The 25,564-nt window shown below is 76.3% G+C and carries 23 protein-coding genes and 4 tRNA genes; 9 read left to right on the forward strand and 18 right to left on the reverse strand.

Annotated elements, in window-relative coordinates:
- Positions 1-10: 10 nt before the first annotated feature.
- Positions 11-850, reverse strand: coding sequence for an alpha/beta hydrolase (locus FS882_RS13590; RefSeq protein WP_158373584.1), 840 nt, complete (start codon positions 848-850; stop codon positions 11-13).
- Between the two features lie 238 nt (positions 851-1,088).
- Here FS882_RS13590 and FS882_RS13595 point away from each other — a divergent pair, with 238 nt between their 5' ends.
- Complete coding sequence (locus tag FS882_RS13595; protein WP_158373585.1) at positions 1,089-2,096, forward strand: hypothetical protein; 1,008 nt, start codon at positions 1,089-1,091, stop codon at positions 2,094-2,096.
- A gap of 39 nt (positions 2,097-2,135) precedes the next feature.
- Positions 2,136-2,264, forward strand: a complete 129-nt coding sequence (locus FS882_RS13600; protein ID WP_158373586.1) for a chromosome partitioning protein — start codon at positions 2,136-2,138, stop codon at positions 2,262-2,264.
- A gap of 22 nt (positions 2,265-2,286) precedes the next feature.
- On the opposite strand, the gene FS882_RS13605 is transcribed toward FS882_RS13600, so the two are convergent.
- Positions 2,287-2,667 (reverse strand): SHOCT domain-containing protein, encoded by a 381-nt coding sequence (locus FS882_RS13605; RefSeq protein WP_187365299.1) that lies wholly within the window; start codon positions 2,665-2,667, stop codon positions 2,287-2,289.
- A gap of 203 nt (positions 2,668-2,870) precedes the next feature.
- Here FS882_RS13605 and FS882_RS13610 point away from each other — a divergent pair, with 203 nt between their 5' ends.
- Positions 2,871-5,621 (forward strand): cation-translocating P-type ATPase, encoded by a 2,751-nt coding sequence (locus FS882_RS13610; RefSeq protein WP_158373587.1) that lies wholly within the window; start codon positions 2,871-2,873, stop codon positions 5,619-5,621.
- A gap of 62 nt (positions 5,622-5,683) precedes the next feature.
- Positions 5,684-7,183 carry an MFS transporter gene (locus FS882_RS13615; protein WP_158373682.1) on the forward strand — a complete coding sequence of 500 codons (1,500 nt, stop codon included), beginning with the start codon at positions 5,684-5,686 and terminating at the stop codon, positions 7,181-7,183.
- A gap of 117 nt (positions 7,184-7,300) precedes the next feature.
- On the opposite strand, the gene FS882_RS13620 is transcribed toward FS882_RS13615, so the two are convergent.
- Entirely contained in the window at positions 7,301-7,636 is a 336-nt protein-coding gene (locus FS882_RS13620) for an SHOCT domain-containing protein (RefSeq protein ID WP_147793667.1), read from the reverse strand.
- Between the two features lie 78 nt (positions 7,637-7,714).
- Positions 7,715-8,152, reverse strand: a complete 438-nt coding sequence (locus FS882_RS13625; protein WP_239194470.1) for a DUF6325 family protein — start codon at positions 8,150-8,152, stop codon at positions 7,715-7,717.
- A gap of 299 nt (positions 8,153-8,451) precedes the next feature.
- Between FS882_RS13625 and FS882_RS13630 the strand changes: the two genes are divergently transcribed.
- Positions 8,452-10,998 (forward strand): LuxR C-terminal-related transcriptional regulator, encoded by a 2,547-nt coding sequence (locus FS882_RS13630; protein WP_158373589.1) that lies wholly within the window; start codon positions 8,452-8,454, stop codon positions 10,996-10,998.
- A gap of 27 nt (positions 10,999-11,025) precedes the next feature.
- Here FS882_RS13630 and FS882_RS13635 read toward each other — a convergent pair whose 3' ends face one another.
- From FS882_RS13635 to FS882_RS13695, 13 genes are all read right to left on the reverse strand, one after another.
- Positions 11,026-11,523: a hypothetical protein gene (locus FS882_RS13635; RefSeq protein ID WP_158373591.1), complete on the reverse strand. Its 498-nt coding sequence runs from the start codon at positions 11,521-11,523 to the stop codon at positions 11,026-11,028.
- Between the two features lie 10 nt (positions 11,524-11,533).
- Complete coding sequence (locus tag FS882_RS13640) at positions 11,534-12,016, reverse strand: DUF1269 domain-containing protein (RefSeq protein ID WP_158373593.1); 483 nt, start codon at positions 12,014-12,016, stop codon at positions 11,534-11,536.
- A gap of 99 nt (positions 12,017-12,115) precedes the next feature.
- Entirely contained in the window at positions 12,116-13,105 is a 990-nt protein-coding gene (locus FS882_RS13645; RefSeq protein WP_158373595.1) for a hypothetical protein, read from the reverse strand.
- A 9-nt stretch (positions 13,106-13,114) separates the two neighbouring features.
- A complete protein-coding gene (locus FS882_RS13650) occupies positions 13,115-16,735 on the reverse strand; it encodes a TM0106 family RecB-like putative nuclease (protein WP_222848220.1) in 3,621 nt (1,206 codons plus the stop codon).
- A 49-nt stretch (positions 16,736-16,784) separates the two neighbouring features.
- Complete coding sequence (locus FS882_RS13655; protein WP_158373597.1) at positions 16,785-17,192, reverse strand: phage holin family protein; 408 nt, start codon at positions 17,190-17,192, stop codon at positions 16,785-16,787.
- A 128-nt stretch (positions 17,193-17,320) separates the two neighbouring features.
- The gene (locus FS882_RS13660) at positions 17,321-18,484 is read right to left on the reverse strand and encodes a PP2C family protein-serine/threonine phosphatase (protein WP_187365300.1); all 1,164 of its coding nucleotides are present in this window, start codon (positions 18,482-18,484) and stop codon (positions 17,321-17,323) included.
- Between the two features lie 11 nt (positions 18,485-18,495).
- Complete coding sequence (locus tag FS882_RS13665; RefSeq protein ID WP_158373601.1) at positions 18,496-19,293, reverse strand: alpha/beta fold hydrolase; 798 nt, start codon at positions 19,291-19,293, stop codon at positions 18,496-18,498.
- A gap of 43 nt (positions 19,294-19,336) precedes the next feature.
- On the reverse strand, positions 19,337-19,702 hold the full coding sequence (locus FS882_RS13670) for a hypothetical protein (protein WP_158373603.1): 366 nt from the start codon (positions 19,700-19,702) through the stop codon (positions 19,337-19,339).
- Between the two features lie 361 nt (positions 19,703-20,063).
- Entirely contained in the window at positions 20,064-20,831 is a 768-nt protein-coding gene (locus tag FS882_RS13675) for a class I SAM-dependent methyltransferase (protein WP_158373605.1), read from the reverse strand.
- A complete protein-coding gene (locus FS882_RS13680; protein WP_158373607.1) occupies positions 20,828-21,085 on the reverse strand; it encodes a hypothetical protein in 258 nt (85 codons plus the stop codon). Before FS882_RS13680 ends, FS882_RS13675 begins: the two co-directional genes overlap by 4 nt.
- Positions 21,086-21,155: 70 nt before the next feature.
- Positions 21,156-21,230: transfer RNA gene (locus tag FS882_RS13685), tRNA-Val, on the reverse strand.
- 13 nt (positions 21,231-21,243) lie between these two features.
- Positions 21,244-21,314: transfer RNA gene (locus FS882_RS13690), tRNA-Cys, on the reverse strand.
- Between the two features lie 53 nt (positions 21,315-21,367).
- Positions 21,368-21,439, reverse strand: a tRNA-Gly gene (locus FS882_RS13695).
- 229 nt (positions 21,440-21,668) lie between these two features.
- Here FS882_RS13695 and FS882_RS13700 point away from each other — a divergent pair.
- Positions 21,669-22,802 (forward strand): chorismate-binding protein, encoded by a 1,134-nt coding sequence (locus tag FS882_RS13700; protein WP_262348291.1) that lies wholly within the window; start codon positions 21,669-21,671, stop codon positions 22,800-22,802.
- Positions 22,799-23,656, forward strand: coding sequence for an aminotransferase class IV (locus FS882_RS13705; RefSeq protein ID WP_316043641.1), 858 nt, complete (start codon positions 22,799-22,801; stop codon positions 23,654-23,656). Before FS882_RS13700 ends, FS882_RS13705 begins: the two co-directional genes overlap by 4 nt.
- Before the next feature lie 27 nt (positions 23,657-23,683).
- On the opposite strand, the gene FS882_RS13710 is transcribed toward FS882_RS13705, so the two are convergent.
- Positions 23,684-24,112 (reverse strand): SsgA family sporulation/cell division regulator, encoded by a 429-nt coding sequence (locus FS882_RS13710; protein ID WP_154728987.1) that lies wholly within the window; start codon positions 24,110-24,112, stop codon positions 23,684-23,686.
- 218 nt (positions 24,113-24,330) lie between these two features.
- On the opposite strand from FS882_RS13710, the gene FS882_RS13715 reads away from it, so the two are divergent.
- Both FS882_RS13715 and FS882_RS13720 read left to right on the forward strand, forming a co-directional pair.
- Positions 24,331-24,402: transfer RNA gene (locus FS882_RS13715), tRNA-Val, on the forward strand.
- Between the two features lie 184 nt (positions 24,403-24,586).
- On the forward strand, positions 24,587-25,531 hold the full coding sequence (locus FS882_RS13720; RefSeq protein WP_158373611.1) for a GTP pyrophosphokinase family protein: 945 nt from the start codon (positions 24,587-24,589) through the stop codon (positions 25,529-25,531).
- Positions 25,532-25,564 lie beyond the last annotated feature (33 nt).

The raw sequence follows: 25,564 nt of genomic DNA on the forward strand, positions 1-25,564 counted from the left end.
GGGGCACCCGTCAGCCCGCCTCGACCGCCGGCCGGACCGCGTGCGCGACCGCCCACTCCAGCGCCCGGTCCGCGACGGCCTCCCAGCCCCGCTCGGCGCAGGTCCAGTGCGACCGGCCCGGGATCTCGACGTACTCGGTGATCGCAGGGGACCTGCCGTACTTCTTCGCGTTCCCCCGGTTCACCGACGGCGGCATGATGTGGTCCTCCCCGCCGGCGAGGAACAGCAGCGGCGCCCGGTCCGCGTCGTAGTCCACCCAGGTCTCCTGGTGGCCCGGCTTGACGTTGGCGATCAGCCCGTACGCCCACAGCCAGGACCCCGGCGCCCCGATGGCGTACCGCTCCCAGGCGGCGTCCGAGTCCTCCCGGCTGAGCGTGTTCGCGAACGCGTAGTGGAACTGCTCGGGCGTGAACGACACCGCCTCGTGCCGGGTCGACGGGTGCGTGAAGGTCGGCAGCAGCGCGCGCAGCTGGGACGGCGGCGTGACGTAGACGTTCTCGGTCGGCGCGGAGTCGATCACCACGGCCGCGGCCCCGAGGCCCCGCGCGAGCAGCAGCTGCGTGAGGGTCCCGCCGAACGAGTGCCCGATGAGGATCGGCGGCGCGTCGAGGCCCTCGACGACCCCGGCGAGGTGGTCGACGACGTCGGGCACGGTCAGCGCGGCGATGACGGACGGGTCGGCGCGCAGGGCCTCGACCTCGACCTCGAGGCCCGGGTACGCGGGCGCGAGCACCCGGTAGCCCTTCGCCTCGTAGTACGGGACCCAGTGCTCCCACGAGCGGGGGGTCATCCAGAGGCCGTGCACGAGGACGATCGTGTCCGGGGCGCCGGCGGGCAGCGGTGCGGTCATGAGGTGCTCCCAGGGTGGTGGGTGGTGGGACGGGACGGTGCGCAGACCCCGGGGGCCTGCGTGACGTGGGTCGCGGTCTCGCACGGTGGCACCAGGGGAGCCGGGCGCGCGGTCCGGGCCGCGGCGGGTGCTCCCCGGCCGCATCATGGCGCGGCTCGAGCGCGCCGCGGAAGCCCCCGGGGCCGCGGAGGAGGATGCTGGGGGCAGGGCGAGCAGCCCGGACGCGAGGAGGCGGACGATGAACGCGGCGACGGTGCGGCGGCAGGACCACGGCGGGGGCGACGCCCCGAGCACCCCCGAGTACGACGCGTTCGGGCCGTGGGTGGACCCGGTGCGCACCCCGGAGGAGGTGCCGCCGCTGTACCGGGACCACCCGGTGGACCTCGCGGGCAGCCGGCTGGTGCTCAAGGTGCCGCGCGACATCGCCCGCCGGGACGCGACCCCGGACATGGACCTGTACGACCATCTCCTGGTGCTCGGGCCGGACCGGTTCACCGCGCTGAGCCGGCGGACCGGCGGCGACCCCGCGCCGCGCGGGCGCGCGGCGTCCCGGACCGCGGGCGGCCGCGGGTACGACGTGGTAGAGGTGCCGTACGACCAGGTCGCCGCCGTCGGGACCAGCGTCGACCTGCTCGACGGCCGCCTCACCGTGCACGCGCTGGCCGGCCCGTCGGTGGCGGTGCGGTTCAGCGGGTCCTCGGCCGACGTGGTCGCGGGCTTCGTCGACATGCTGCGGACGCTCGCCTGGCCCGTGCCGACGTCCGGGGACCCGGCCCCGCGGGACCCCACCGCGGGCGCGCCCGGGCTGGGGCGCCTCGACCGCCGGGCGCTCGGCGAGAAGGAGATCGGCCTGGTGTCGGCGTACCGCGAGGTCGCGGACCGCGAGCCCGGGCTGCGGGCGCTCGCGGCGCACCCCCGGCGGACCGTGCTGCCGCTGCGCGGCGGGGTGTCCCGGGCCGTGCACCTGCTGCACCCGATGACGGTGCAGGCGGCCGTCGTCGCGTCGGACGGCCGCGAGCTGCAGGTGTTCGGCCGGCGGGCGTGGCTCGCGCGCGGCCGCACGCCGGTGCACTCCGAGTCCCGGGTGGTGCTGCCGCTCGAGCGGCTGACCGAGGTGCGCGCCGTGCCGCACCCGGCGTACGCGGGCGTGGTGGTCGTGACCCTGCGGTCCGGGGACGCGGCGCTCGACCTGCCGGTCCCGGCCGGCTCGGACGCCGAGCGGGTCCTGGCGGGCCTGCTGCGCTGACCCCGTGCGGCCGGGCCGGTCCGGTGGCAGCGTGGTCGCATGAGCGAGGACGTCCCCGACAGCTTCGACCCGCAGCAGCCCGACCTGCCGACGCTCGACGTCGACCCCGACCCGCTGCCCGACGACCACGACGGCGAGGCGCCGACCCGCGACGAGCCCGAGGACTGAGGGCCCGCCGCGGGTCCGGCGGTCACGCCGCGAGGGCCCGCGCCTTGAGGCGGCCGAACTCCTCGGTGTCGATGACGCCCTGGTCCAGCAGGGCCTTGGCGTCGGCGATCTCGTCGGCCGGCGATCTGCCCGCGGTCTGCCGGATGTAGGCGTCGGTGTCCCGGCGCGCGGTCGCGATCGCCGCCGCGTGCCGCTCGGCCATGCCGCGCCCGCGGGCGATGACGTAGACGAGCATCGACAGCCACGGCACCACGACCAGCGCGACGATCCACACCGCCTTCCACCAGCCGCTCAGGTCGCGGTCGCGGAACAGGTCGCCGCAGATCTGCCACAGCAGCACGAGGTAGGCGACGAACAGGAACCACCAGACCATCAGCCAGAACCAGTCCCAGAAGTCGTTCACGGTCCCACCTCTCGCTCGAGCCGCGGCCGACCGCGTCCGTGACCGGCCCGGTGACCACGCTGCCGGGCCGCGACCTGGGGCGTCACACCCGTCAGGGGTGAGCCCGGGGGCGACTACCCGCGCCGGGTGAGGCCCGTCCGCCGACGCCGCGGCGACGGTGGTCGAGGGGCGCCGCCGGGCGCCCGGCGGCGACAGGCGGGAACATGACGACGACCCAGGTGCCGGCGCGGGAGTGGCACGCCGCGACCGTGGCGGAGACGTGCGCGGCGTTCGGGGTCGACCCGGCGCGCGGGCTGACGGCGGCCGACGCCGCCGACCGGCTGCGGGAGCACGGGCCGAACGCGCTGGCGGAGGAGAAGCCCGAGCCGACGTGGCGCGCCTTCGCCCGGCAGTACGCCGACCTCATGCAGCTCGTCCTGGTCGGCGCCGCCGTGGTGAGCATGGTGGCGCTGCGCGACCTCGGCACGGGACTGGTGATCCTGGCGCTGACGGTGGTCAACGCCCTGATGGGGCTGCACCAGGAGGGCAAGGCCGCCGAGAGCGTCGCGGCCCTGCGCACGATGCTCGTGATGACGGCCCGGGTGCTGCGGGACGGACAGGTCCTCCAGGTGCCGGCGGAGCAGCTGGTGCCGGGCGACCTCGTCCGGTTCGAGGCGGGGGACAAGGTGCCCGCCGACGGCCGGCTCGTGGTCGCCGCGTCGCTCGAGATCGAGGAGGCGGGCCTGACCGGCGAGAGCACCCCGGTGCCGAAGTCGGTCGACCCGGTCACCGGCGACGCCGTCCCGCTGGGTGACCGCGTCGACATGGCCTACATGAACGCCCAGGTCACCCGCGGCCGCGGCGAGATGGTGGTGACGGCGACCGGCATGGCCACCGAGGTCGGCCGGATCTCCGGGATGCTCGGGGCGGTCGAGACCGACGAGACGCCGCTGACCCGCCAGCTCAACCGGCTGACGGTGATCATCACGCTGATGGCCGCCGTCGCGCTGGTCCTCGTGATCGTGCTCGGCCTGGCCCGCGGCGAGGACTTCGACACCCTGTTCCTGGTCGGCATCAGCCTCGCCGTCGCCGCCATCCCCACCGGCCTGCCCGCGGTCGTGACCATGCTGCTGTCGCTGGGGACCCGGGAGCTCGCGGGCGCCGGGGCGATCGTGAAGCGGCTGCGCTCGGTGGAGACCCTCGGTGCGACGTCGGCGATCTGCTCGGACAAGACCGGCACCCTGACGCTCAACCAGATGACGGCGCGGCGACTGGTGCTCGCGGGCCGGCGGTTCGGGGTGGACGGCGAGGGCTACGCGACCACCGGGCGGATCCTCGCCACCGGCGGCGGCCCCGAGGTCCGGTTGGAACCGTTCCTGCTGCCGATGGCGCTCGCGAGCGACGCGACGGTGCGGGACGGCGACCTGGTCGGCGACCCGACCGAGGGCGCGCTGGTCGTGCTCGCCGCGAAGGGCGGGCTGGACGTCGAGGAGACCCGGCTGGCGTACCCGCGGGTGGCCGAGGTGCCCTTCGACGCGGCGTACAAGCTGATGGCGACGTTCCACGAGGTGGAGACGCCCGTCGCGGCCGTGCGGTGCTACGTCAAGGGCGCCCCGGACGTGCTGCTGGCGCGGGCGACGCACTACCGGGACGCCGACGGCAGCACCCGGCCGATCGGCGACCTGCGGGCGCGCGTCGAGGCGGAGAACGACGCACTCGCCGGCGAGGGGATGCGGGTGCTCGCGCTCGCGCAGAAGGACGTCGGGCAGGCCGACCTCGCGGGCGAGCTGCTCGACCTGGTCGACGGGCTGGAGCTGCTGGCCCTGGTCGGCATCGTCGACCCGCCCCGCAAGGAGGCCCGCGACGCGATCGCCGCGTGCAAGGACGCGGGGATCCGGGTCCGGATGATCACCGGCGACCACGTGACCACCGCGGCCGCGATCGCCGGACAGCTCGGCATCGAGGGCCGGGCGCTCACCGGGGCCGAGTTCGCCGCCATGCCCGACGAGCGGCTGGAGGCCGAGGTCGACGAGATCGGCGTGGTCGCGCGCGTGGCCCCGCAGGACAAGGTCCGGCTGGTCGACGTGCTCAAGCGGCGTGGCCAGGTGGTCGCGATGACCGGCGACGGCGTGAACGACGCGCCCGCGCTCACCCGGGCGGACATCGGCGTGGCCATGGGGATCACCGGCACGGAGGTGACCAAGGACGCCGCCGAGATGATCCTGACCGACGACAACTTCGCGACCATCGTCACCGCGGTGGAGCGCGGCCGCGGGCTGTACGACAACCTCATGCGGTACATCCGGTTCCAGATGGTGGTGCTGGTGGGGTTCATCCTCACGTTCGTCGGCGCCGGGATCTTCACGGTGGCGGCCGGCGTGCCGCTGTCGCCGCTGCAGATCCTGTGGATCAACTTCGCGATCGACGTGGTGCTGGCGATCGGCCTCGGCTTCGACGCGCCGGCCTCCGACCTGATGCGCCGGCGCCCACGCGCCGCGGACGCCCCGGTGCTCGGGCGCGCGCTCGGGGCCCGGCTCGCCCTCGACGGGGTGCTCGTCGCCGTGGCCGTGCTGCTGGTGGTCGCGTGGGCCGAGCCGCGGTACGGGCTGCTCGTCGCCACCACGATGGGGCTGACGGCGATGTCGCTGGTGCACGTGGTGGTCGCCGCCGAGTGGCGGGACCGGTTCCGCAGCGTGCTGCGCGCCGAGACGGTGGCCAACGCGCGGTTCGTGACCCTGGTGCTCGTGGTCCTCGGGCTCACGGTCCTCGTGACCTCGATCCCGCTGCTGCAGCGCCTGTTCGGCACCACGGACCTGTCGCTGCAGCAGTGGGGCGTGTGCCTGCTGGCGGTGCTGGGCTACCTGGTCGTCGCCGAGGTGCTGCGCTGGGGGGCGCGGCTGGCGGCGCGGCGCGGCGGGTCGGAGGTCCCGTCGGGGACCGCGGTCGCCGCGCCGGCGGGCGCCCCGGCCCGGTGACCGCCCCGGCCGAGGCGCTCGGCCGCACCGAGCGCCGGCTGGCGGTGCTGCTCGCGCTCGCGATGTTCGTGCTCGTCGTGGACACCTCGCTGATGAACGTGTCGATCTCCGCGGTGGTCCGCGACCTGGGCACCACGGTGAGCGGGGTGCAGTCCGCGATCGCGCTCGAGGCGCTGGTGTCGGCGGCGTTCATCCTCGTCGGCAGCAAGGTCGGCGACCTCGTCGGGCGCAAGCGCGCGTACGTGCTCGGGCTGCTGGGCTACGCGGTCGGCGCGGCCGCCATGACCTTCGCGCACAGCCTGACGGCGGTGATCGTGCTCTGGGCCGTCGTCGGCGGGCTCGGGGCGTCGCTGCTGCTGCCCGCGATGCAGTCGCTCGTGCACGGCAACTTCGCCGGCACCGCGCAGAAGAAGGTCTACGCCCTGGTCGGCGCCGCCGCCTCGATCGCGGCGGCCGTCGGACCGCTGCTCGGCGGGTTCATCACCACGTACCTGTCCTGGCGGGTCGCGTTCGGGCTGGAGCTCGTGGTGATCGTCGTCGTGCTGTCCGGCATCCGGCTCGTGCGCGACGTGCCGTACACGGGATCGCGGGAGATCGACGTCGTCGGTGCGCTGCTGTCCGCCGCCGGGATGGGCGGCCTCGTGCTGGGCGTGCTCGCCTGGCAGGAGGGCGCCGGGTCCGTCGGCCTGCTGCTCGCGGTCGGGGTGCTGGCGCTCGCAGGCCTCGCGGGGTGGCTGGTGCGGCGGTCCCGGGGCGGCCGGGCGGTGCTGATCGACCCGGGCCTGTTCCGCGCCCCGCGGTTCCGGATCGGCGTCTCCCAGCAGCTGCTGCAGCAGGTGGCGCTCGGCGGGGCGATGATCGCGCTGCCGATCTTCCTGCAGATGGTCCTCGAGTACGACGCGATGGCGGCGGGGCTCTCGCTGGCGCCGCTGTCGCTGAGCATGTTCGTCGTCGCGCTGACCATGAGCCGGCGGGCGGGGCGGTGGCCGGCGCACCGGGTGGTCCTGGGCGGGTTCCTGCTGCTGGTCGCGGGGGTCGCCGCGCTGCTGCCGGTCGTGCCGCGCGCCGGGTCGGGGTGGGCGCTCGCGGGACCGCTGGTCGTCGCGGGGTGCGGGCTGGGGCTGCTCGTCTCGCAGCTCAACGACTACACGCTGTCGCCGGTGTCCGAGGAGCGCGTGAGCGAGGCGGCCGGCGTGAACTCGGCGGGCGGGTCGTTCGGCCTGTCGTTCGGGCTCGCGCTCGCGGGCGCCGTGCTGCTCGCCGCGCTGTCGGCCGGGTTCACCGCCCAGGCGCGGGCGAGCGAGGTGCTGGCACCGGCGGACCAGGAGCGCGTGGCCGCGGCGCTCGACGAGGACGCCGAGCTGATGAGCACCACCCAGCTGGAGGCGCTGCTCGCGGACGAGCCGCCCGCGGCCGCGGCCGAGGTGGTGCGGATCAACGAGGAGGTGCGCCCGCGCGCCCTCCAGGCGGCGCTGCTGGTGCCGCTGGTGGCCGGCGCGCTGGGCGCGGCGAACGCCCTGCGCATGCGCCGCGCGGCCTCCGCACCGCGCCCCGCCGCCTGACCTCCCCGCCGGAGCGCCGCGCTCGCGCGCTCTCGCCCTCCGCGCGCGGACGGGCCGCGGGCGCGAGCGGACCCACCCGCGCCGGCGTCGGTGCAGGTGGGTCCGTCGGCGGTGCCGTCAGCTCGCCAGGATGCGCGCCTTCTGGTCGGCGAACTCCTCCGCCGTCAGCACGCCCTCGTCGCGCAGCCTCGCGAGGTCGCGCAGCTGCGCGATCCGGGCGTCCGCGGCGTCCTGCGCCGGTGAGCCCGCGGGCACCGCCGGGTAGGGCGGCTCCTGGCTGTACCCCGGCGGGCCGTAGCCTGCCGGCACCGTGGCGCCGTACTGGGCCTGGGCCGCGCGCGCGTCCTGCTCGGCCCACCGGCCCTGCTGGCGCCGCTGCACTCGCCCCGACACCGCGCTCGCGGTCCCGGCGATCACGGCCGTCCTGGCCACCCCTCGCAGCAGTCCGGGCATGGTCCCCTCCTCGTCCCTCGTGTCCTCGTCGTGCTCCGTGTCGTGCCCTGGTCGTGCCGTGCCGAGGCCGGCGTCGCCTCACACCTCCGTGGCGTCGAGCGCCGCGAGCAGCGCCTGCACCGGCACCCGCCCGCTGGCGACGAGCTGGCCGCCCCCGCGCCGGAGGGCCGAGGCGAACGGCGCCGCCCACGCGTTCTCGTACACCAGCACCCCCGCCGCCGCCCCGGGCGCGAGCGCCGCGGCCGCCTCGGCGAGGTCGTCGTCGCCGAGCAGCCCCGAGGACGCGCCCTCGAGCACGGTGACGTCGAAGTCCCCGGTCGCGTCGAGCTCGCGCAGGTCGATGCCCGTGACGGTGCCGTCGTCGGCCTTCGCGACGAACGCCAGGTCGAGCACCCGGACGACCCCCCGGTCGACCAGGTCCATCAGCAGGGGGAACGCCTCGCCGTCCAGGCGGTTCTCCGGGAACTCGACGACCAGGTAGTCCACCGGGCCCATGTCCTCGATCGCGGTCTCCACGACTGCCTCCTGCGCTCCGCGGCGCCCGGGACACCCCGGGCGGGGCCGCCCCCGCGAACCCGGTGCCTACGCTCGTCGGGGCCGGTCGGGCGGGCATCACCCGCCGCGGGTGGACGCCCGGAAGCCGCCTTCGCACCGGCGACCCCGGGGTATACGTTGCGGACATGGGCTCCCCGGGGAGGGGCGCCGGACGAGAACTGCGCGAGCCACCGGGCAGGGGCACCGGGAGACTCGCCGTCCGGACGCCGGAGCAGCGCACCCTGCGGCCGTCGGCTGCGCGCACGGTGCGGCGCCCCGCCGTGGACAAGCTGCTCGACAGGGACGGCGACGCCCGGCTCACGGTCGTGGCGGCCGGTGCCGGCTGGGGCAAGACCACCGCGGTGGCGACCTGGGCGGCGGCGCGGCCGGGCCCGGTGGCCTGGCTGTCGCTCGAGCCGCGGGACACGGTGCCGCAAGCGCTCGCCAGCCGGGTGCTGGACGCGCTCCGCACGAGCGGTGCCGTCCCGGCCGACCACCCGCTCGCCCGGCTGCGGGTGCCGCCGACGAGCACGCCGGCGTTCGTCGCGCGCTGGATGCGCGGCCTGGAGAGCCTGCCCGACGAGGCGACCCTGGTCGTCGACGACCTCGACGTGGTGCGACACCACACGGTGGTGCAGACGGTCCGTGACCTGCTCGCCGCGGACGTCCCGCTCCGGCTGCTCATCCTGAGCCGCTCGGAGCCGCCGGTGGCCCGCCGGGGCGCGACCCTCATCGCCGCGGAGGACCTCGCGTTCACCGCCGCGGACGTCCGCGCCCTCGGCGAGGTCGAGGGCGTCGACGTGACCCCGGAGCAGGCCCGGCTGGTCCTCGAGCGCACCCAGGGCTGGCCGACCGGCGTGCGGATCGCGCTGGGCCGGCTCGCGCGGCTGCAGGGGATCGGCGAGCCGCCCACCGAGGAGGACGTGGTGGACGCGCTGGCCGACGACCGCGCGGTCGCCGACTACCTCGTCGACGAGGTGGTGGACCGCCAGCCCGACCCGGTGCGCGCGTTCCTGCTCCGGTCCAGCGTGGTCCCGACGTTCAGCCCCGAGCTCGCCCGGGCGCTGAGCCCGGGCGCGCCCCCCGGGCGGCTGCACGACGCGCTCGCGGCGGCGCACGACTTCGTCGGGCCCGTCGCGCCCGCCGGCGCCGCGCTGCGGTACCACCCGCTGCTGCGGGAGATCCTGCACACCACGCTCCGGGTCCGGGACCCCGAGGGGCACGAGGACGCGCACGCCTGCGCCGCCCGGTGGCTGCTGCGGCACGGGGACCCGGTCGCGGCCCTCGACCACGCCACCGAGGCCGAGGACGGCGAGCTGGTCGGCCGGGTGGTCGCCGAGGCGGCCGCGCCGCTGCTCGTCACGCCCAACCGGGAGGCCGTGCGGCAGGCGCTGCTCCGGCTGCCGTACGACGAGGCGCCGCCCGCCGCGTGGTCCGAGCTGTGCGCCGGTGCCCTGGCGCTGGTCGACCGGGCGTACCCGGCGTGCCGGGCGCACGTGGCGCGCCTGCGGACCCTGGCGTCCCACGACGCCGCGCACGCGGGCCGCCCGCCGGTGGCCGCCCGGGTGCTGGCCGACCTGCTCGACGCGGCCGCCGCCCGGGGGACCGGCGACAGCGCCGGGCAGGGGAGCGGCGCCGTCGCCGCGCTGGAGACGCTCGCGCAGGCGCCCTGGCCCTTCCCGGCGTACCTGCCGTACCTGCGCTCGGCCCACGACCTGCGCGGCGGATCGCTGCTCTGGCAGGGCGACGCGGTCGGCGCGCACCGGGAGCTGGCCGCCTCGGTCGCCGAGGACCCGGACGCCGTCGACCTGACCTCGCTCAGCGCGCGCGCCGGCCTCGCGATGGCGCTCGGCGTGCTGGGCCGGCTGGACGCGGCCGAGCGGGCCGCCCGCGAGGCCGTCGACGTCGCGGTGGCGTCCGGCTGGACGGGGTACGCCCACGTCCGGCCCGCGTACGCCGCGCTCGCGTGGGTCGCGCTGCTCCGCGCCCGCTGGGCGGACGCCGACCGGGCCGTCGCCTACGGGCTCGCCGCGACCGACGCGGGCGACGACCCCTGGTGCGTCGCGACCCTGCACGCCGTCCAGGCGCTCGCGGCCCTGGCCCGCGGCCGGGTGCGGGCCGCCGCGCAGGCCCTCGCGGCCGAGCGGCCTGCGGGCCCGGTGCCGGCACTCGTCGCCGGGCTGCGGCTGCGGGCCGCCGCGGAGCTCGCGGAGCTCACGGGTTCCGACGCCGCCGTCGCCCCCGCGGACCCCAGGATCGCCTCTCCGCTCGACGCGCTCGTGGCCGCGCGCCGTGCCCGCGCCCACGGCGACGCCCCGGCGGCACTCCGGCACGCGCGGGTCGCGGCGGGGTGGGCGGCAGACACCGGGCAGGTGCTCACCCAGACCGAGGCGTGCCTGCTGCTCGCGGACCTCGCCGAGGAGCGCGGCGCCCCGCGCCTGGCGGACGACCTGGTGCGGCGGGCGCTCGCGGTCGCCGGCGCGGAGCGCGTGGTGCGGCCGTTCGTCGTCCCGGGCGCGGCGGGCCGCGCCGCCCTCACGCGGGTGCTCCCCGAGCGTTCCGACGCCCTGGCCGAGGCCCTCGTGGAGCACCTCGGCGCCCCCGCGCCCGCCCCGGAGCCGGAACCGCTGCCGATCCCGCTCACCGACCGTGAGCTCAGCGTGCTCGCCGCCCTGCCCAGCATGGCGAGCAACACCGAGATCGCCGAGGAGCTGTTCGTCTCGGTGAACACGGTCAAGGCGCACCTGAAGTCGCTGTACCGCAAGCTCGACGTGCAGACGCGGCGGGCCGCCGTGGCGCGGGGGCGGTCGCTCGGCCTGCTGAGCTGACCGGACCCGCGGCGGATCCGCCGGGCCTCAGTGGTGCAGCGCGTACTTCAGCGCCACCATCGCGACGCCCAGCAGCCCGATGCCCACGGAGTTGGCCACCCGCGCGAACCCCCGGACACCGCCGGACGTGGCCATCCGCCAGCCGACGCCGACGAGCAGCGCCGTGTTCGTGAGCAGCGCGACCCGCACCCCGGTGCCGGTCGGCACGTCGAGCAGGGCCTCCGCCAGCAGCACCGCGACCGGCACCAGGCACGCCGCGACGAGCGGGAGGCCGTCCGTGACGACCTCCCGCCGCTCCTCGCCGTGCAGGCTGCGCCCCAGCAGCGTCCGGGTCGCCGTCCAGTGCGCGTAGCTCTCCGCCGCCCAGTACACGAGGAGCGTGCCCAGCAGGGCGAGCGCCAGCCGCGCCAGCCCGATCGAGTCCGGGGCGGCCGCGAGCACCGACCCGGTCACGACCAGGCCGTACAGGTGCCCCGCCCGGCGCCGGATCAGCCGGGGCCGGGTCAGCGCCTCGGTGCCGGCCACGGCGGACCGCTCAGCCGAACGTCTCGAGCAGCAGGCTCTTCTCGGCCTCGGTCAGGTTCGTCGCGACCAGCCGGGAGCCGAGGCCGTGGAACCGCTCGCCGAGCCGGTCGAGGTCGCCGTCCTGCGTGACCGCCAGCAGCACGGAGGTGCCCTCGGTGGTCTCGTCGCGGAGCGTGATCAGGTCCTTCTCGTCGATGCCGACGCCCTCGACGGACTTGGCCAGGGCCCCGATGCCCGCGCCGGCGGCGGCGCCGAGCAGCGGCACGAAGAACAGCCCGCCGACGAGCAGGCCCCACAGGGCACCCCAGCCCGCCGCGTGCTTCCCGCCCTCGTGGTGGTGGTGCAGCTCGGGGCGCTTCTCGCCCTGCGGCCAGGACACCACCGCGGAGTCCACGACGGTGACCAGCCCCTCGCCCTGCGCGTCGCGCAGCGCGTCCCGCGCACGCTCGGCGCCCTCGGGGGTGTCGAACTTCCAGGCCGTGAACGTCGTCATCGCTCGTCCTCTTCGTGCGGCGGCGTGCGGCGCGCCGGTCCGGGTCCGGGCACGGCGTGCCCGCATCAGCACTGTCCCCCGGGCGGCGCGGCGCCCGGCTCACCCGGGCGGGGTGAGAGTCCCGGCCCCGTGCCCGACCGGGGCCCCGTCCGCCCAGGCCAGCACGCGCAGCGCCCGCAGGGTGATCCACCGGCTCGGCTCGCCGACCCGGTCCTCCATCGGGACGTGCACCGCCCCCGGGTGCACCCGGTCGAGCTCCCACCGCCCGTCCGCCCGCCGCCGGGACCGCACGTGCCCGACCGCCTCGGCCGTCCGCGGGTCCGGCGGGGCGCCGGTGGCACGCAGGTGGTCGAGCGCCCGCAGGACGTCGTAGTGCCAGTAGAACGGGAACGCCAGGTCGAGGTAGGCCGGGTCGACGACCTCGCCGGTGCTGAGCCGGCGGAGCAGACCGCGCGCCAGCAGGTACTCCTCGCCGCGCAGCCGGGCCTCGCGAGCGGCGGCGGCCCGGGCGGTGTCGAGGTCCGCCGCCGCGTGCTCGTACGCCAGCAGCCCCTCCAGCACGCACGCCGTGGTGTCGAACGACGACCGCACGGACCCGTTCTCGGCCTCGCAGTTCCACCCGCCGTCGGGGAGCTGCTCCGCGAGCAGCCGGTCCACGACGCGGGACACGTCGACACCGAACAGCGCCCCGGTCTCGACCGTGCGGCCGTTGATGCACGGCTCGACCTCGCCGTCGAAGTACCGCTGGCCGTCGTGCTCCCAGCGGCCGTTCCGGGCCACCAGCGCGATCGCCTCCCGGGCCTCGGGGGACGCCGGGTCGAGCCCGAGCAGGCCGAGCGTCTGGAGCGAGTGCATCGCGGCGGTCCAGGGCTGCCCGGGCCCCTCGCCGCGGTACCCCGCGGGGAAGCACGCACCACCCGCCCAGAGCCCGTCGGGGTCGCGGGCGGCGAGCAGCCGGGCGCCCCAGCCCTCCCGGGCCACCCGCGCGCGCTCGGCGGCGACGGCACCCGGCGGTGCGCCGGTCAGGTCGCGCATCACCTGCCAGCGGATGGCCGGGTCGCCGTCGAGCAGCCACGCCAGGACGTCCATCCGGCCAGGCTAGGCGCGGGGACCGACACCCGCGTCCGCGTCGGGTCGGGCGCGCGCGGGGTCCGGCGGCGGCGCCCCCAGCCGGAGGAACGCCCCGAGCTCGGCGACCTGCGCCGGCGCGGCCGGCAGGTAGTCGGTCAGCCGCGGCGACCGCACGAGGACGGCCGCCCACTTCCCCCGGGACAGCGCGACGTTGAGCCGGTTGCGGGACAGCAGGAACTCCATGCCGCGCGGCACGTCCTCGGGCGTCGACGCCGCGAGCGACACGAGCACGACCGGGGCCTCCTGCCCCTGGAACCGGTCGACCGTCCCCACCCGCACGCCGGCGAGCCCCGCCGCTGACAGGGCCCGGGTCAGGGTCCACACCTGCGCGTTGTACGCGGCGACGACCAGGACGTCCTCCGGGGCCAGCGGCCGGGTGGTCCCGTCCTCGGTCCAGGCGCGCCCGACCATCCCGCGGACCTCCGCGACGACCTGTGCGGCCTCCTCGACGCTCGACACCGCGTTGCCGTCGTGGTCCACCAGCACCGTGCGCACCCCCGCGGGCACGCCGTCGAGGTGCCGCGCCGCCGCGGCGGGCACCGCGTGCAGCCGTCCGTCGTAGGCGAGCTCCGACACCGGCGTGCAGAGGTCCGGGTGCATCCGCCAGGTGGCGTCGAGGAAGTACCCGAGCTCCGGGGGCAGCGTGTCGCGCCCGTCGGTGAGCCAGCCCAGCGCCGAGGTGTCGACCGGCTCGGGGTGGTGGCCCTGGGACACCTGCGGCAGCTGCTGCGGGTCGCCCAGCAGCAGCAGGTTCCGTGCGCCGGCGGAGGCGGCGAACGTGTTCGCGAGCGAGAACTGGCCCGCCTCGTCGACCACGAGCAGGTCGAACCCGCCCGCCGGCACGCGGTCCGGGTGCGTGACGTCCCACAGCGTGCCGCCGAGGACGAACCCGCCGCGCTGCCCGGCGAGGAACCGCCCGAACGCGGTCGAGCCCGTCAGGGCCGTCCACGCCGGGGTCCCCGTCGCGCCCGGGCGGGGCTTCTTGCCGACGGCCGCCGGGTCCACCCCCGCCTCGACCACCTTCGCCAGCAGGTTCTCCACCACCGCGTGCGACTGCGCGACGACACCGACCCGCCAGCCGTCGGCGACCAGCGCGGCGATCACGTGCGACCCGGTGTACGTCTTCCCGGTCCCGGGCGGGCCCTGGACGGCGAGGTACGAGCCGTCGAGGTCGCGCAGGGCGGCCGTGATCGCGCCGACGACGCCGTCCGCCGCCGCGGGGTCGGGCAGCGGCCGGCCCGAGCGGGCGCGCGGGGGCAGGCGGCGCGCGAGGTCCAGGGCGGCCTGGTGGGGGACGGCGGGCAGCCCCGCGGCGACCCGCTCCGCCAGGCCGCGCAGGGCCGCGGCGATCGTCCCGGTCGGCGGGGGCGGCGTCGGGCCGAGGCCCATCGGCAGCCGGTCGTGCGGCGCCCAGGCGGCCTGCAGCCGCTCCGACACCAGCAGCTCGTCGCGCGCGCCGGGCCCGTCGCCCGCGGAGGTCACGTCGAGGACGGTGAACCCCGGCGCGTACCCGCGGGTGGCGTGCCGGGGCACCTGCGCGTGCTCGGGCGCCGGGGCGTCGAACAGCCCGAAGCACGTCGCGCCGGCGCGCAGCTCGCTCCCCGGCTCCAGCCGCCCCGTCAGGCGCAGGACGCGCTGCCGGGTCCGGGCGCGCGGCGGGGTGTGCCAGTCCGTCACGACCTCGGCCCGCTCCGCGACGAACGTCGACCGCGGGTCGGTCCAGTCGGCGGGGTCGGCGGACAGCCGGTCGAAGTGCGCCCACCAGAACGGCTTCTGCTCGCGCCAGTGGTACCCGAGGGCGGCACCCAGCAACGCGACGGCCTGCTGGTCCGGGGTGCGGCGGTGCGGGTCGGCCGCGCCGACGCGGTGGGCGGGGTCGTCGGCGAAGGCCGAGAGCGCCGCGACGAGGGCGTCGTGCTCGGGGGCGTCGTCGGCCGACCCGTCGTCGGGCGCTCCGGCCCCCGGGACGTGGGGGCGGGGGTGCACGCCCGCGTCGGCTCCCCGCGCGAGCAGCCAGTCCCGCAGCAGCCGCGTCGACCCGCAGTCGACCGCGTTGTACTCCGCGATCGCCGCGAGCGCCGCGCGCCACCCGGCGTCGTCACCGGCGTCCCGCAGCGCGCACGCCCGGGCGTACTGGTCGATCGAGTCGCCCGCCGTGGTGACGTCGCCCGTGCGCGGCGTGGGCAGGTACAGCGGCTCGAGCTTCTTGAGCGACGACGAGCGCTGCCCGGTGCGCAGCGACCCGCGCACCGTCGCGTACAGGTCGACCAGCACCCCCGCGCGCAGCAGCTCGTCGACCTCCGCCTCGCCGACGCCGTGCCGCGCGGCCAGCCGGAGCAGCGCAGTCTTCTCGTACGGGGCGTAGTGGTAGACGTGCATCCCGGGGTGGGCGGCCCGGCGCTCGCGGACGTAGGCGAGGAAGTCGACGAGCGCCTGCTTCTCCTGTGCCCGGTCGTGCGCCCAGAACGCCCGGAACGGCGCGCCGGCGCCGGGGGAGGCGGGCGCCTCCACCAGCCCGAACAGGTACTCCAGGCCCCAGGTCGCGGGCTGCCCGTCGGCACCGACCTCCCCGGCCGAGTACAGCGGGTCGCCCTCGAAGTCGAAGAACACGTCGCCCGGGTCGGGGGCCGGCAGCGCCCCGATCGGCCCCGTGTCGAACACCTCGGCCAGGACCGACCCGTCCCCGTGGTCCTGCCGCGACTGCAGGGCCGCCTGCGCCCGCAGCGTCGCGAGGGTGCCGGTGCCGACGCCGTCGACGGGTCCGGTCCGCGCGGCCAGGTCCTCGATCGTGCGCACGCCCGCCTCCCGGAGCCGCGCCGCCTGGGTGCCGCGCACGCCCGCCACGAGCAGCACGTCCCGGCGCGCCTCCAGCTCCGGGGCGCACACCGCGCACCGCCCGCACGCCCGGTACCGCGGGTCGCCCCACGCGGCGGGCGCGTCGCCGGCGCGGTGCTCGTCGAGCAGCCGCTGCAGACGGACGCGGCGGTCCCGGTAGACGGGCAGCAGGTCGCGGAGCCGGTGCCGGGTGCTGCGGCCGTCGCCGAGCACGAGCTCCGCGTGCTCGGTCAGCGGGATCCCGGCCGACGCGAGCTGGTCCGCGTACGCCGCGACCTGGAGCAGCGCGGTGGGCCGCTCGTGCCGGGCGAGCTTGGCGTCCACGACCGTGTACCGCGGCACGGGGTCGCCGGGGTCGCGCACCAGGAAGTCGGCGTACCCCGTGAACGTCCCGTCGAACAGGGCGGCCTGGCCGAGCACGTCCACGCCCCCGCGCAGCAGGTCCAGCGTGCGGTCGTGGGCGGCGGCCAGGCCCGCGGCCGTGGAGTCCCCGGGCCGGGGGAGCACCAGCACCCCGCGCCCGGTGGCCGGGTCGTAGGGGCCGAGCGCGGCCAGGTGCGCGTCGAGCAGGCGCCGCTCGTGGGCGGCGCCCAGCCGGCCGGCTCGGGCCGCGGTGGGGTCGACCGCGCGGTCGACCGCGGGGGCGCGGCCGAGCGCGGCGTCGAGGGCGCGGACCACGGCGTAGGGGCACGCGGCCGCGGCGGCGAGGTCGCTCGCGCTCAGGGCGAGCGCGCCGTCGTCGAGGATCTGCACGCCAGGAGGCTACGGGGCGCCGGGGACACGGCACCGCCGCCCCGGCTCCTCAGGCGGGGCGCGGCCCGCCCGCCCGGCGCTCCTCCAGCCGGCGCCGCAGGAACAGCAGCGGCAGCAACCAGGTCGCCAGCGCCGTGACCAGCCAGACGATCACGACCGCCGCGATCCAGGTCCCCGCCCCGCCGTCGATCGTCAGCCCGCCCGTGAAGGTCGAGGCGATCAGCAGGGCGACGAAGGTCGACACCAGACCGATGCCGCCCAGGAACGCGCCGGCGTAGCGGGCCGCCATCTTCGCGATGAACGGCGACAGCACCGCCTGCGCGACCGTGAACACGACGACCGCGGCGAGGAACCCGCTGGTCGTCAGGTGGAAGTCGTCGAGGAGCAGGGAGGCCACCCATAGCCCGAGGGCCGCGGAGCCGAGGAAGATCAGCAGCCGGATCAGGAAGATGACCATGGCGGGCTCCAGCGTCCGGGCGGGCCGCGCGGGTGCGGCGGCCCCTCCACGGTGGCCGCGCCGCCCGGTGGAGGCATCACCTCCGCGGGGTGACCGGCGCGGGCGCTCGGGGGGCTCCGGGCCGCGGCTCAGGCCGGTGGCGCCGGCGGTCCGGCGTCGACCGCCACGGTGACGACGGCGATGTCGTCGCGAGGGTCGCCGGCCTGGAACGCCAGCACGTCCGCCAGCACCGCCCCGGTGGTGTCGGCGGCCGTCGCGCGGTGGGCGTCCACGGCACCGGCGAGGCGTTCGGGCCCGTACAGCCGCGACCCCTGGCGCCCCTCCGTGACGCCGTCCGTGAACAGCACCAGCGCGTCACCCGGCCCGAGGTCCAGCGCGGTGTCGACGAACGCGGGCGCGGGCATGATGCCGAGGACGTGCCCGTACGCCCCGACGGGGCGCGACGCCTGCCCGTGCCGGCGGAGGAGCGGCAGCGGGTGCCCGCCGCTCGCGACCGTGGCGCGCCACCCCGCGCCCTCCCGGCGCAGCCGCACGAGCACCGCGGTGCAGAACCGGTCGGTGTCGGCGCCGCGGAGCGCCGAGTCGAGGGTGTGCAGGACCTCGTGGGGCGCCGGGTGGTCGACCGCCGCGGCGCGCACCGTGTGCCGGGCGAGCGCCGTGACCACGGCGGCGTCGGTGCCCTTGCCCTGCACGTCCCCGAGCACCACCACCCAGTCGTCGGTGGCGACCTGGAAGACGTCGTAGAAGTCGCCGCCGACGTGCCGGCCGTCGCCCGCCGGCCGGTACGCCGCCGCGACGTCCAGCCCCGGGATGCGCGGCGGCGTCGGGGGGATGAGCGTCTGCTGCAGGGTCTGCGCGAGCCGGACGGCGCGGGCCTCGGAGGCCTCGGCGCGCCGCTTGGCCGCCAGCACCTCGTGCTCGTACCGGCGCCGCTCGGTCACGTCGAACACCGCCGACCGGATGCCGACGGGCCGTCCCGCGTCGTCGCGGTCGAGCACCGAGGTGACGAGGACCGGCATCCGTCGTCCGTCCGCGCACACGATCTCCAGCGCGATCTCCCGCGCGGAGCCCTGCATGCGCAGCGACGGCGCGACGTGCGTCTCGTGGAAGATGCGGTCGCCGACGGGGAGCAGGTCCACGAACCGGCGTCGCCCCACCAGGTCCGCCCGCGGGTACCCGGTCCAGGCGAGGAACGTCTCGTTCACCCGGACGAGCTCCCCGTCGGGCGTGGTGGACAGGTGGCCGCACGGGGCGTGCTCGTAGAGCAGCCGGTCCTCGGTCGCGTCGGCCACGGGCCCCCTCCTCAGGCGCGGAGGAACGCGGCGATCGCCGCGGTCGTCGCCTCGGGTGCGCTGAGCTGCGGGCAGTGGCCGCTGGCGTCGAGCAGCACGAGCTCCGCGCCGGGGATCGCGTCCCGCACGTACTCGCCCACGACGACGGGCGCGATGACGTCCTGGCTGCACTGGAGCACGAGGGTCGGCACCGCGACCTTCGCGAGGTCGGCCCGGTTGTCGGACAGGAAGGTCACGCGCGCGAACTGCCGGGCGACGTCCGGATCGGCCCGGCAGAAGCTCGCCGTCAGCTCGGCCGCGAGCCCGGGACGGTCGGGGTTGCCCATGATCACCGGCGCCATCGTCCGCGACCAGCCCAGGTAGTTGCTGTCGAGCGACTCGAGCAGCTCGGCGATGTCGGCCGCGGAGAACCCGCCGGTGTACCCGTCGTCGTCGAGGTAGCGCGGCGACGGCCCGATCAGGACCAGCCGCGCGAACCGGTCGGGCTCGGCGACCGCCGCCAGCACGCCGATCATCGCCGACACCGAGTGGCCGACGAGCACCACGTCCGTGAGGTCGAGCTCGCGGACGATCGCGAGGACGTCGTCCGCGTAGCCGTCCAGCGAGGAGTACCGGTCGCGGTCGTACGCCCGCGGGTCGGAGCCGCCAGCGCCGACGTGGTCGAAGGTGATGACGCGGTACGCGTCCTCGAAGCGCGGGGCGACGAGCCGCCACATGTGCTGGTCGCAGCCGAACCCGTGCGCGAACAGGAGCGGCTGAGCGCCGGGGACGCCCGAGACCCGGACGTGGTTCCGCTCGATGACGCTCACGGGGCGAGCGTAGCGAGCCCCGGTCCCGAGGACGGCCCGTGCATCAGCGAACGCGTGCCTGCAGCGCGACGTCACGGGGCTCGGTGGACCGGAGCCCGCGGTAGAGCCCCTCGGCCGGCACGGTGGTGTTCAGCTCGACGACGTCCACCGTCGTCTCCGCGCGCAGCCGGTCGAGCAGCGCGCGCGGGGATCGGGGATCGTTCCTCGAGCGAGTCGAGGTGCTGAGGGCGGTGTCGCTGAGCGGTGCGGTGTCGTGGAAGTGGTGCCGGTCGGCGATCGGTGCGTCGGCGCGGGCGTCGGCGAGCGTCTGGTGCGCCGCTTGCCGCCGTTCGTGGAACTCGAGGAGGTCGCTGGCTTCGGTGCGACGGTGTGTCCCGACCTCGGTGGAGGGGAGCGCGCCAGAGTCCATCACTGTCAGCAGGTGCGGGCGGCTGATCCCGAAGACGGAAGCGTCTCGGTGCGGAGACCTGCTCCCTGGTCGACAGCCGCGCGGGGGCTGGCCGGGTCCGGTGTCATCGAGCCGAACGACGACCGGGCCTGGTTCGAGCCCGAGCGCACCAGGGCCGCATGACCCGCGTGGTAGACAGTCCCCGCGCGGCGCCCGGCCGCCGTGGGGGTGCGCGGGGATCGGCATGCCGACACCGCTCGCTGGGAGGGTGCACCCGCCCGTTCCGTGCCCGGGACGCCTCGCGCGGCCGCGGCTGCTGGACGCGCTCGGCGGCGACGTCGTGCTGGTGCTGGACGCCGTGCACCTGGCTGGTCCCGCCCCCTCACCCCGGCCGGCGCGCCAGGTACGCCTCCGAGCGGTACGCCACGTCCACGACCCCGTCGTGCGCCGCCGCGGCCGCCAGCGCCCGCACCTCGTCCAGGACGACCGGCCCGTGCGCGGTCACCCCCCGCTGCACCTGGGTCGAGGACGCGGCCATGCGCACGAACGCGTCGACCTCGCTCGGCCGGGACCAGGTGACGGCGTGCGTGGTGACGGTGCCACCGGCGGCGCGGAACGGCCCGGCCAGCTCCTGGGCGACGTCGAACGCGCGGTAGTCGCGCGAGTACCCGGGGCTGCAGCGCTCGAGCAGGTCCTCGTACGCGGCCAGGAACGCCGACGACTCGTGGTCGCGGTTGTTCTGCAGGACCGCCAGGACGCCGCCGGCTCGCAGCGCCGCGAGAGCCTCGCGCACGAACCGCTCCCGATCGAGCCACTGGTACGCCTGCGCGGCGACGACCAGGTCGAGCGACTCGCGGTAGCGCGCCAGCGCCGGCTCGACGGGCTCGACGTGCCAGTCGACGAAGCCGAGCTTGGCCCGGCCGACCTCGACCATGCCGCCGGACACGTCCACCGCGACGTAGTCGTGCTCCTCGCCGAGCAGGCCGACGAGGCCCTCGAGCGCGATGCCGGTGCCCGCGCCGGCGTCCAGGACGGTCAGCCGGCGCCCGGTCGGGAGCGCTGCGACGACGTGCGCGAGCAGCTCGTCGGGGTACCGGGGGCGGCTCGCGTCGTAGTCGGTCGCGAGGTCGTCGAACTTCTGCTTGGTCATCGTGCCTCCGTCGGCGGTACGGGTGCGGTTCGGCGGGCGAGCACCAACGCCTGGAGCCCGCCCGCGCGCACCATCTCCAGCATCATCTCGGGCGGCCGGGCGAACGGCACGGTGGTGCCGTCGGAGCGCAGGACCCCGTCGGCGAGCGACAGGTCGACGTCGGCGCCGGCGAGCGCGACCGTGGGGGCCTCGACCGCCGGGAGCCCGAGGTTCCAGCAGCTGCGAGAGAAGAATCGCCCGAACGACGGTGCCACCACTGCAGGGAACCGGCCCGTGCTTCCCGGTGCACGGCGAAGGCCCCAGGTCTGTGACCTGGGGCCTTGCTGGTGGGCGATACTGGGATCGAACCAGTGACCTCTTCCGTGTCAGGGAAGCGCGCTACCGCTGCGCCAATCGCCCGGGTGCTGCTACGAGGTGGAGATGGGATTCGAACCCACGTATACGGCTTTGCAGGCCGCTGCCTCGCCTCTCGGCCACTCCACCCTGAGACCTCAGTCCTCAGCGACCGAAAGGTCGGCCGGGAGTGTCTGCCTCCGAGCGGACGACGGGATTCGAACCCGCGACCCTCACCTTGGCAAGGTGATGCTCTACCACTGAGCCACGTCCGCGCGCCTGTCCTGCCGGTTCTCACCGGCGTTCCTGGTGCGTCGAGAACATTAGCCGACGTTCGAGGCGGGAGTCCAATTGGCTGACCAGGGGGCCGGAGTCCCGCGTGATGACGCGGATCCGGCCGCTCAGCAGGGGCGTCGGGGGCCGCGCGAGCCCCGGACCGGGTCGTGCGACCTGCGCCACACCCCCTTCCGCGGGCGGCGCCCGGGGCTGGCTAGCGTGGCCCCCGTGCCGACTCCTCCCGCCGCCCCCGCGGTGCTGCCGACACCCGCCGCCGGCGTCGCCTGGTTCGGCGGGCGGCTGCTCCGCGACCCGGTCGAGCACGTGGCCGACGTGGCCCGGCAGCCCGCGCGGCTGCGCGCGCCCGGGCACTGGGTGCTCGTGGGGGACTTCGAGGGCCCGGTCGCCGCATGGCGGTTCCGGGTCGCCGAGGACGACGTCGCCCGGGATGCCGCCGAGGCCCCCGGTGCCGAGGCCTGGCGCGGCCCCGACCCCGGCGCCTGGTCGACGTCGCTCGACGAGCGCGCCTACGTCGCCGCCGTGGCGGCGGTCCGCGACGCCGTGCGCGAGGGCGACGTCTACCAGGCCAACCTCTGCCGCGTGCTGACGGCGCCGCTGCCGGCCGACGGGGGTCGCGAGCCCGATGCCCGCGCCCTCGGCGCCCGGCTGGGGGCCGGGAACCCCGCGCCGTACGCCGGCGGCGTGCACGTCCCGGCCGGGGGAGCGGTGCCGCCGGTCTGGGTGGTCACGGCCTCGCCGGAGCTCTTCCTGCGGGTCGAGGACGGCTGGGTGACCTCCGCCCCCATCAAGGGCACCGCGCCCACGGCCCACGGCCTGACCGCCAAGGACAGCGCCGAGAACGTGATGATCACCGACCTGGTGCGCAACGACCTGCAGCGGGTCTGCGAGCCGGGCACGGTCGAGGTGACGACGTTGCTCGGCGTCGAGGAGCACCCCGGGCTGGTGCACCTGGTGTCGACGGTGCGCGGGCGCCTGCGCGCCGACGTGCGGGACGGCGCGGACCTGTGGACGCGGCTGCTGGGCGCGACGTTCCCGCCCGGGTCGGTCTCCGGGGCGCCCAAGTCGTCGGCGCTCGACCTGATCCGCCGGCTGGAGCCGGTGCCGCGCGGGCCGTACTGCGGTGCCGTGGGGTGGGTCGAGGTCGCGGAGGACGGCGAGGTCCGCGCCGAGCTCGCCGTCGGGATCCGGACCTTCGTGTGGCGCGACGGCGTGCTGCGGTTCGGCACGGGCGCGGGGATCACGTGGGGGAGCGACCCCGACGCGGAGTGGGCGGAGACGGAGCTCAAGGCCCGGCGGCTCGTCGGGCTGGCCTCGGGCGGCGCCGGCCCGGTGGCAGGATGACCGCCGTGGCGAGCGTCCTGTGGGCCGGCGGCCGGCTGCGCGACCCGCGCGAGCCCGTCGTCGCGGGCACCGATCCCGGGTACGCGACCGGCCTCGGCCTGTTCGAGACCTGCGCGGTCGTCGGCGGCCGGGCCTTCGCGCTCACCCGGCACCTGGCGCGCCTGGCCGCGTCGTCGGAGGCGCTCGGCCTGCCGGCTGCCGACGACGACGTGGTCCGCGAGGCCGTCACGGCGGTGCTCGCGGCGAGCGGCCCGGAAATCGGCCGGCTCCGCATCACGGTGAGCCCCGGCGCGCCCGGCCCGGGCGGCGAGGCAGCGGCGCCCGCCCTCGTGGTCACCGCCGCCCCCGCGCCGGTCCGCGGCCCCGCGCACGTCGTCCGGTCCGCCTGGGTGCGCAACGAGCGGTCCCCGCTGGCCGGGCACAAGTCGACGTCCTACGCCGCGGACGTCCTCGCGCTGGCCGCGGCGACCCGCGCCGGCGGTGACGAGGCGCTGCTCGCGAACACGCGCGGCGCGCTGTGCGAGGGCGCGACGTCGAACGTGCTCGTCGAGCGCGGCGGCGAGCTGCTCACCCCGGCGCTGTCGTCGGGCTGCCTGCCCGGCGTCACGCGCGCGCTCGCGCTGGCGTGGGCGGGGGAGGCGGGCCTGCCGGTCCGCGAGGCCACCGCCGACGAGCTGCCGTGGTCGGTGGTCGAGGACGTGCGCGCGGGCACCGCCGGGCTGGCGCTCGCCGGGTCGCTGCGCGGGGTCGTCGGCGCCGAGGCGGTGGAGGGCGCGCCGGTGGCGGTCGGCCCGCTCACCGCCGAGGTGGCGCGGCTGTTCCGGGCGCGGGCGGCCGACGACCTCGACCCCTGACGGGGGCGGGGGACGACGACGGTGCGGTCAGGCGGTGAGCAGCGCCGCGATGAGGGCGGCGATCTCGCCCTCCATGCGGTCGCTCTCGGTGCCGAGCGCGACCAGCTGCTCGGTCGCGGTGAGGAACCGCTCGAGGGGCTCGGACGGGGACGCGAGCAGCGCGCTGCCCTCGATGCCCGTGAGCGAGACCAGGGTGAACATCGGGTCCTCGTCGCGCCAGACCTGGACGTCGCCGCAGCCGGCGGGGTCCTCGGCGTCGGCGAGCATGCCCTGGAGCAGCAGCTCGCGGCCGAGCAGCCACACGGAGGTGGACTGCGGCGAGGTGAACACGGCACGCACCGTGTAGGGGTCGCTCACGCGGTAGGACAGCTCCGCGGTGACAGGCAGGACGCTGGCATCGGAGCTGATGAGCTGCATGGCGACGGTCTCGACGACGTCGTACGAGCGCTGGGCCACCGCATCCTCCTTACACACACGTCTCGCGAGAAGACCATCATGACGCACGGGTCGCCAGGAGCGGAGGTCCCGGGCCGAACTTCACCCACCCGGACCCCTCAGCAGCGGTCCGCAGCGGACGACCGTGCGGTGCTCCGCGCGTCCGTCCCGCTCCCCGAGCGGGCCCGCCGCGCCGATTTCGGATCCGCGCCCCGGGTCGGGTAATGTTCTCGTCTGCCGGGCGATTGGCGCAGTGGTAGCGCGCTTCGTTCACACCGAAGAGGTCACTGGTTCGAACCCAGTATCGCCCACCCTGCCGGACAGAGCCCCGCTGACCTGAGGTCAGCGGGGCTCTTCGCGTCACCACCCGGGCCGTGACCTCGGTCCGAGACGACGCTTCGCAACCGCGTCGGACTGATAGCCTCCGACCAATCTGGTCCGACGTCGCCGCGAGCGCGTCGATGACCTCGGACGGGGGGCCGTCTGGAGGCGAAAGTGGCTGACGTCGTCGACCTCGTGGCAGTGGCGTACCGGGAGCGCATGCGGGCCTGGCAGGACGCGCAGAACCAGGTGGCCGCCTGGCTCGACCGGGAGTGCGCGCGCCTGCTGACCCGCGAGGACCGGTCGAGGCTGCGGGTCGAACCCGGCCGGATCAAGGACCCCGCGCGCGCGATCGACAAGGTGAAGCGCAAGCAGGCCGAGGACGCGGACCTACGGCTCGGGTCGGCCGACGACGTCGAGGGCGCGCTCAAGGACATCGTCGGGGTGAAGGTGCTGTGCAAGTCGACCCGGGACCAGCGCCTGCTCTGCGAACGTCTCGACGAGTGCGCCACGACCCTCGCCGGCATCGAGCGGGTCGATGCGCGCGACTATGCGTCGCACGCCAAGGAGTCCGGCTATCGGGCTGCCCATCACATCTACCGGGTCTCGGTGACCGGCGAAGCGCCGGTGTTCGTGGAGGTGCAGATCAAGACGAGGCTGCAGGACGCGTGGGGCGAGCTGACCCACGAGGACCTGTACAAGCCCGGGACCGCGATCAAGGTCAGCGATTTCCACCGCTCGGTGGCCCGGACGATGGCGAACCTCCTGGCCGAGGTGGACCGCCTCGCCGACGACCTCGCCGAGGAGGTCGCCAACAACACCGACCAGGTCTCGGAGGCGCAGGTCTGCGAGGCAGCCGAACCGCGCGCGGGGAGCGCCGACGGCACGGCCGAGGTCCGGGTCCGGACGACCGGGCCTCGCTATGCCTTCGCGGTCGACGACAACGGTGTCCAAGGGCTCATCCCGGCCTACGCCGTGCGCGCGCTGCTGGACACGGATGAGTTGATCGACGTGAACGATCACGTCCGGGTGGACGATCTGCTGACGGTGCGTGTCGCGGAGAACGAGCGGGGCGTCTACTACGTCCCGCTGGCCCTGGCAGGTCACGCGACGACCTGATCGCCGCAACGGCGTGCCCGAACCGGTCGGTAG

The sequence above is a fragment of the Cellulosimicrobium cellulans genome (assembly GCF_007679345.1).
GTDB lineage: Bacteria > Actinomycetota > Actinomycetes > Actinomycetales > Cellulomonadaceae > Cellulomonas > Cellulomonas cellulans_A.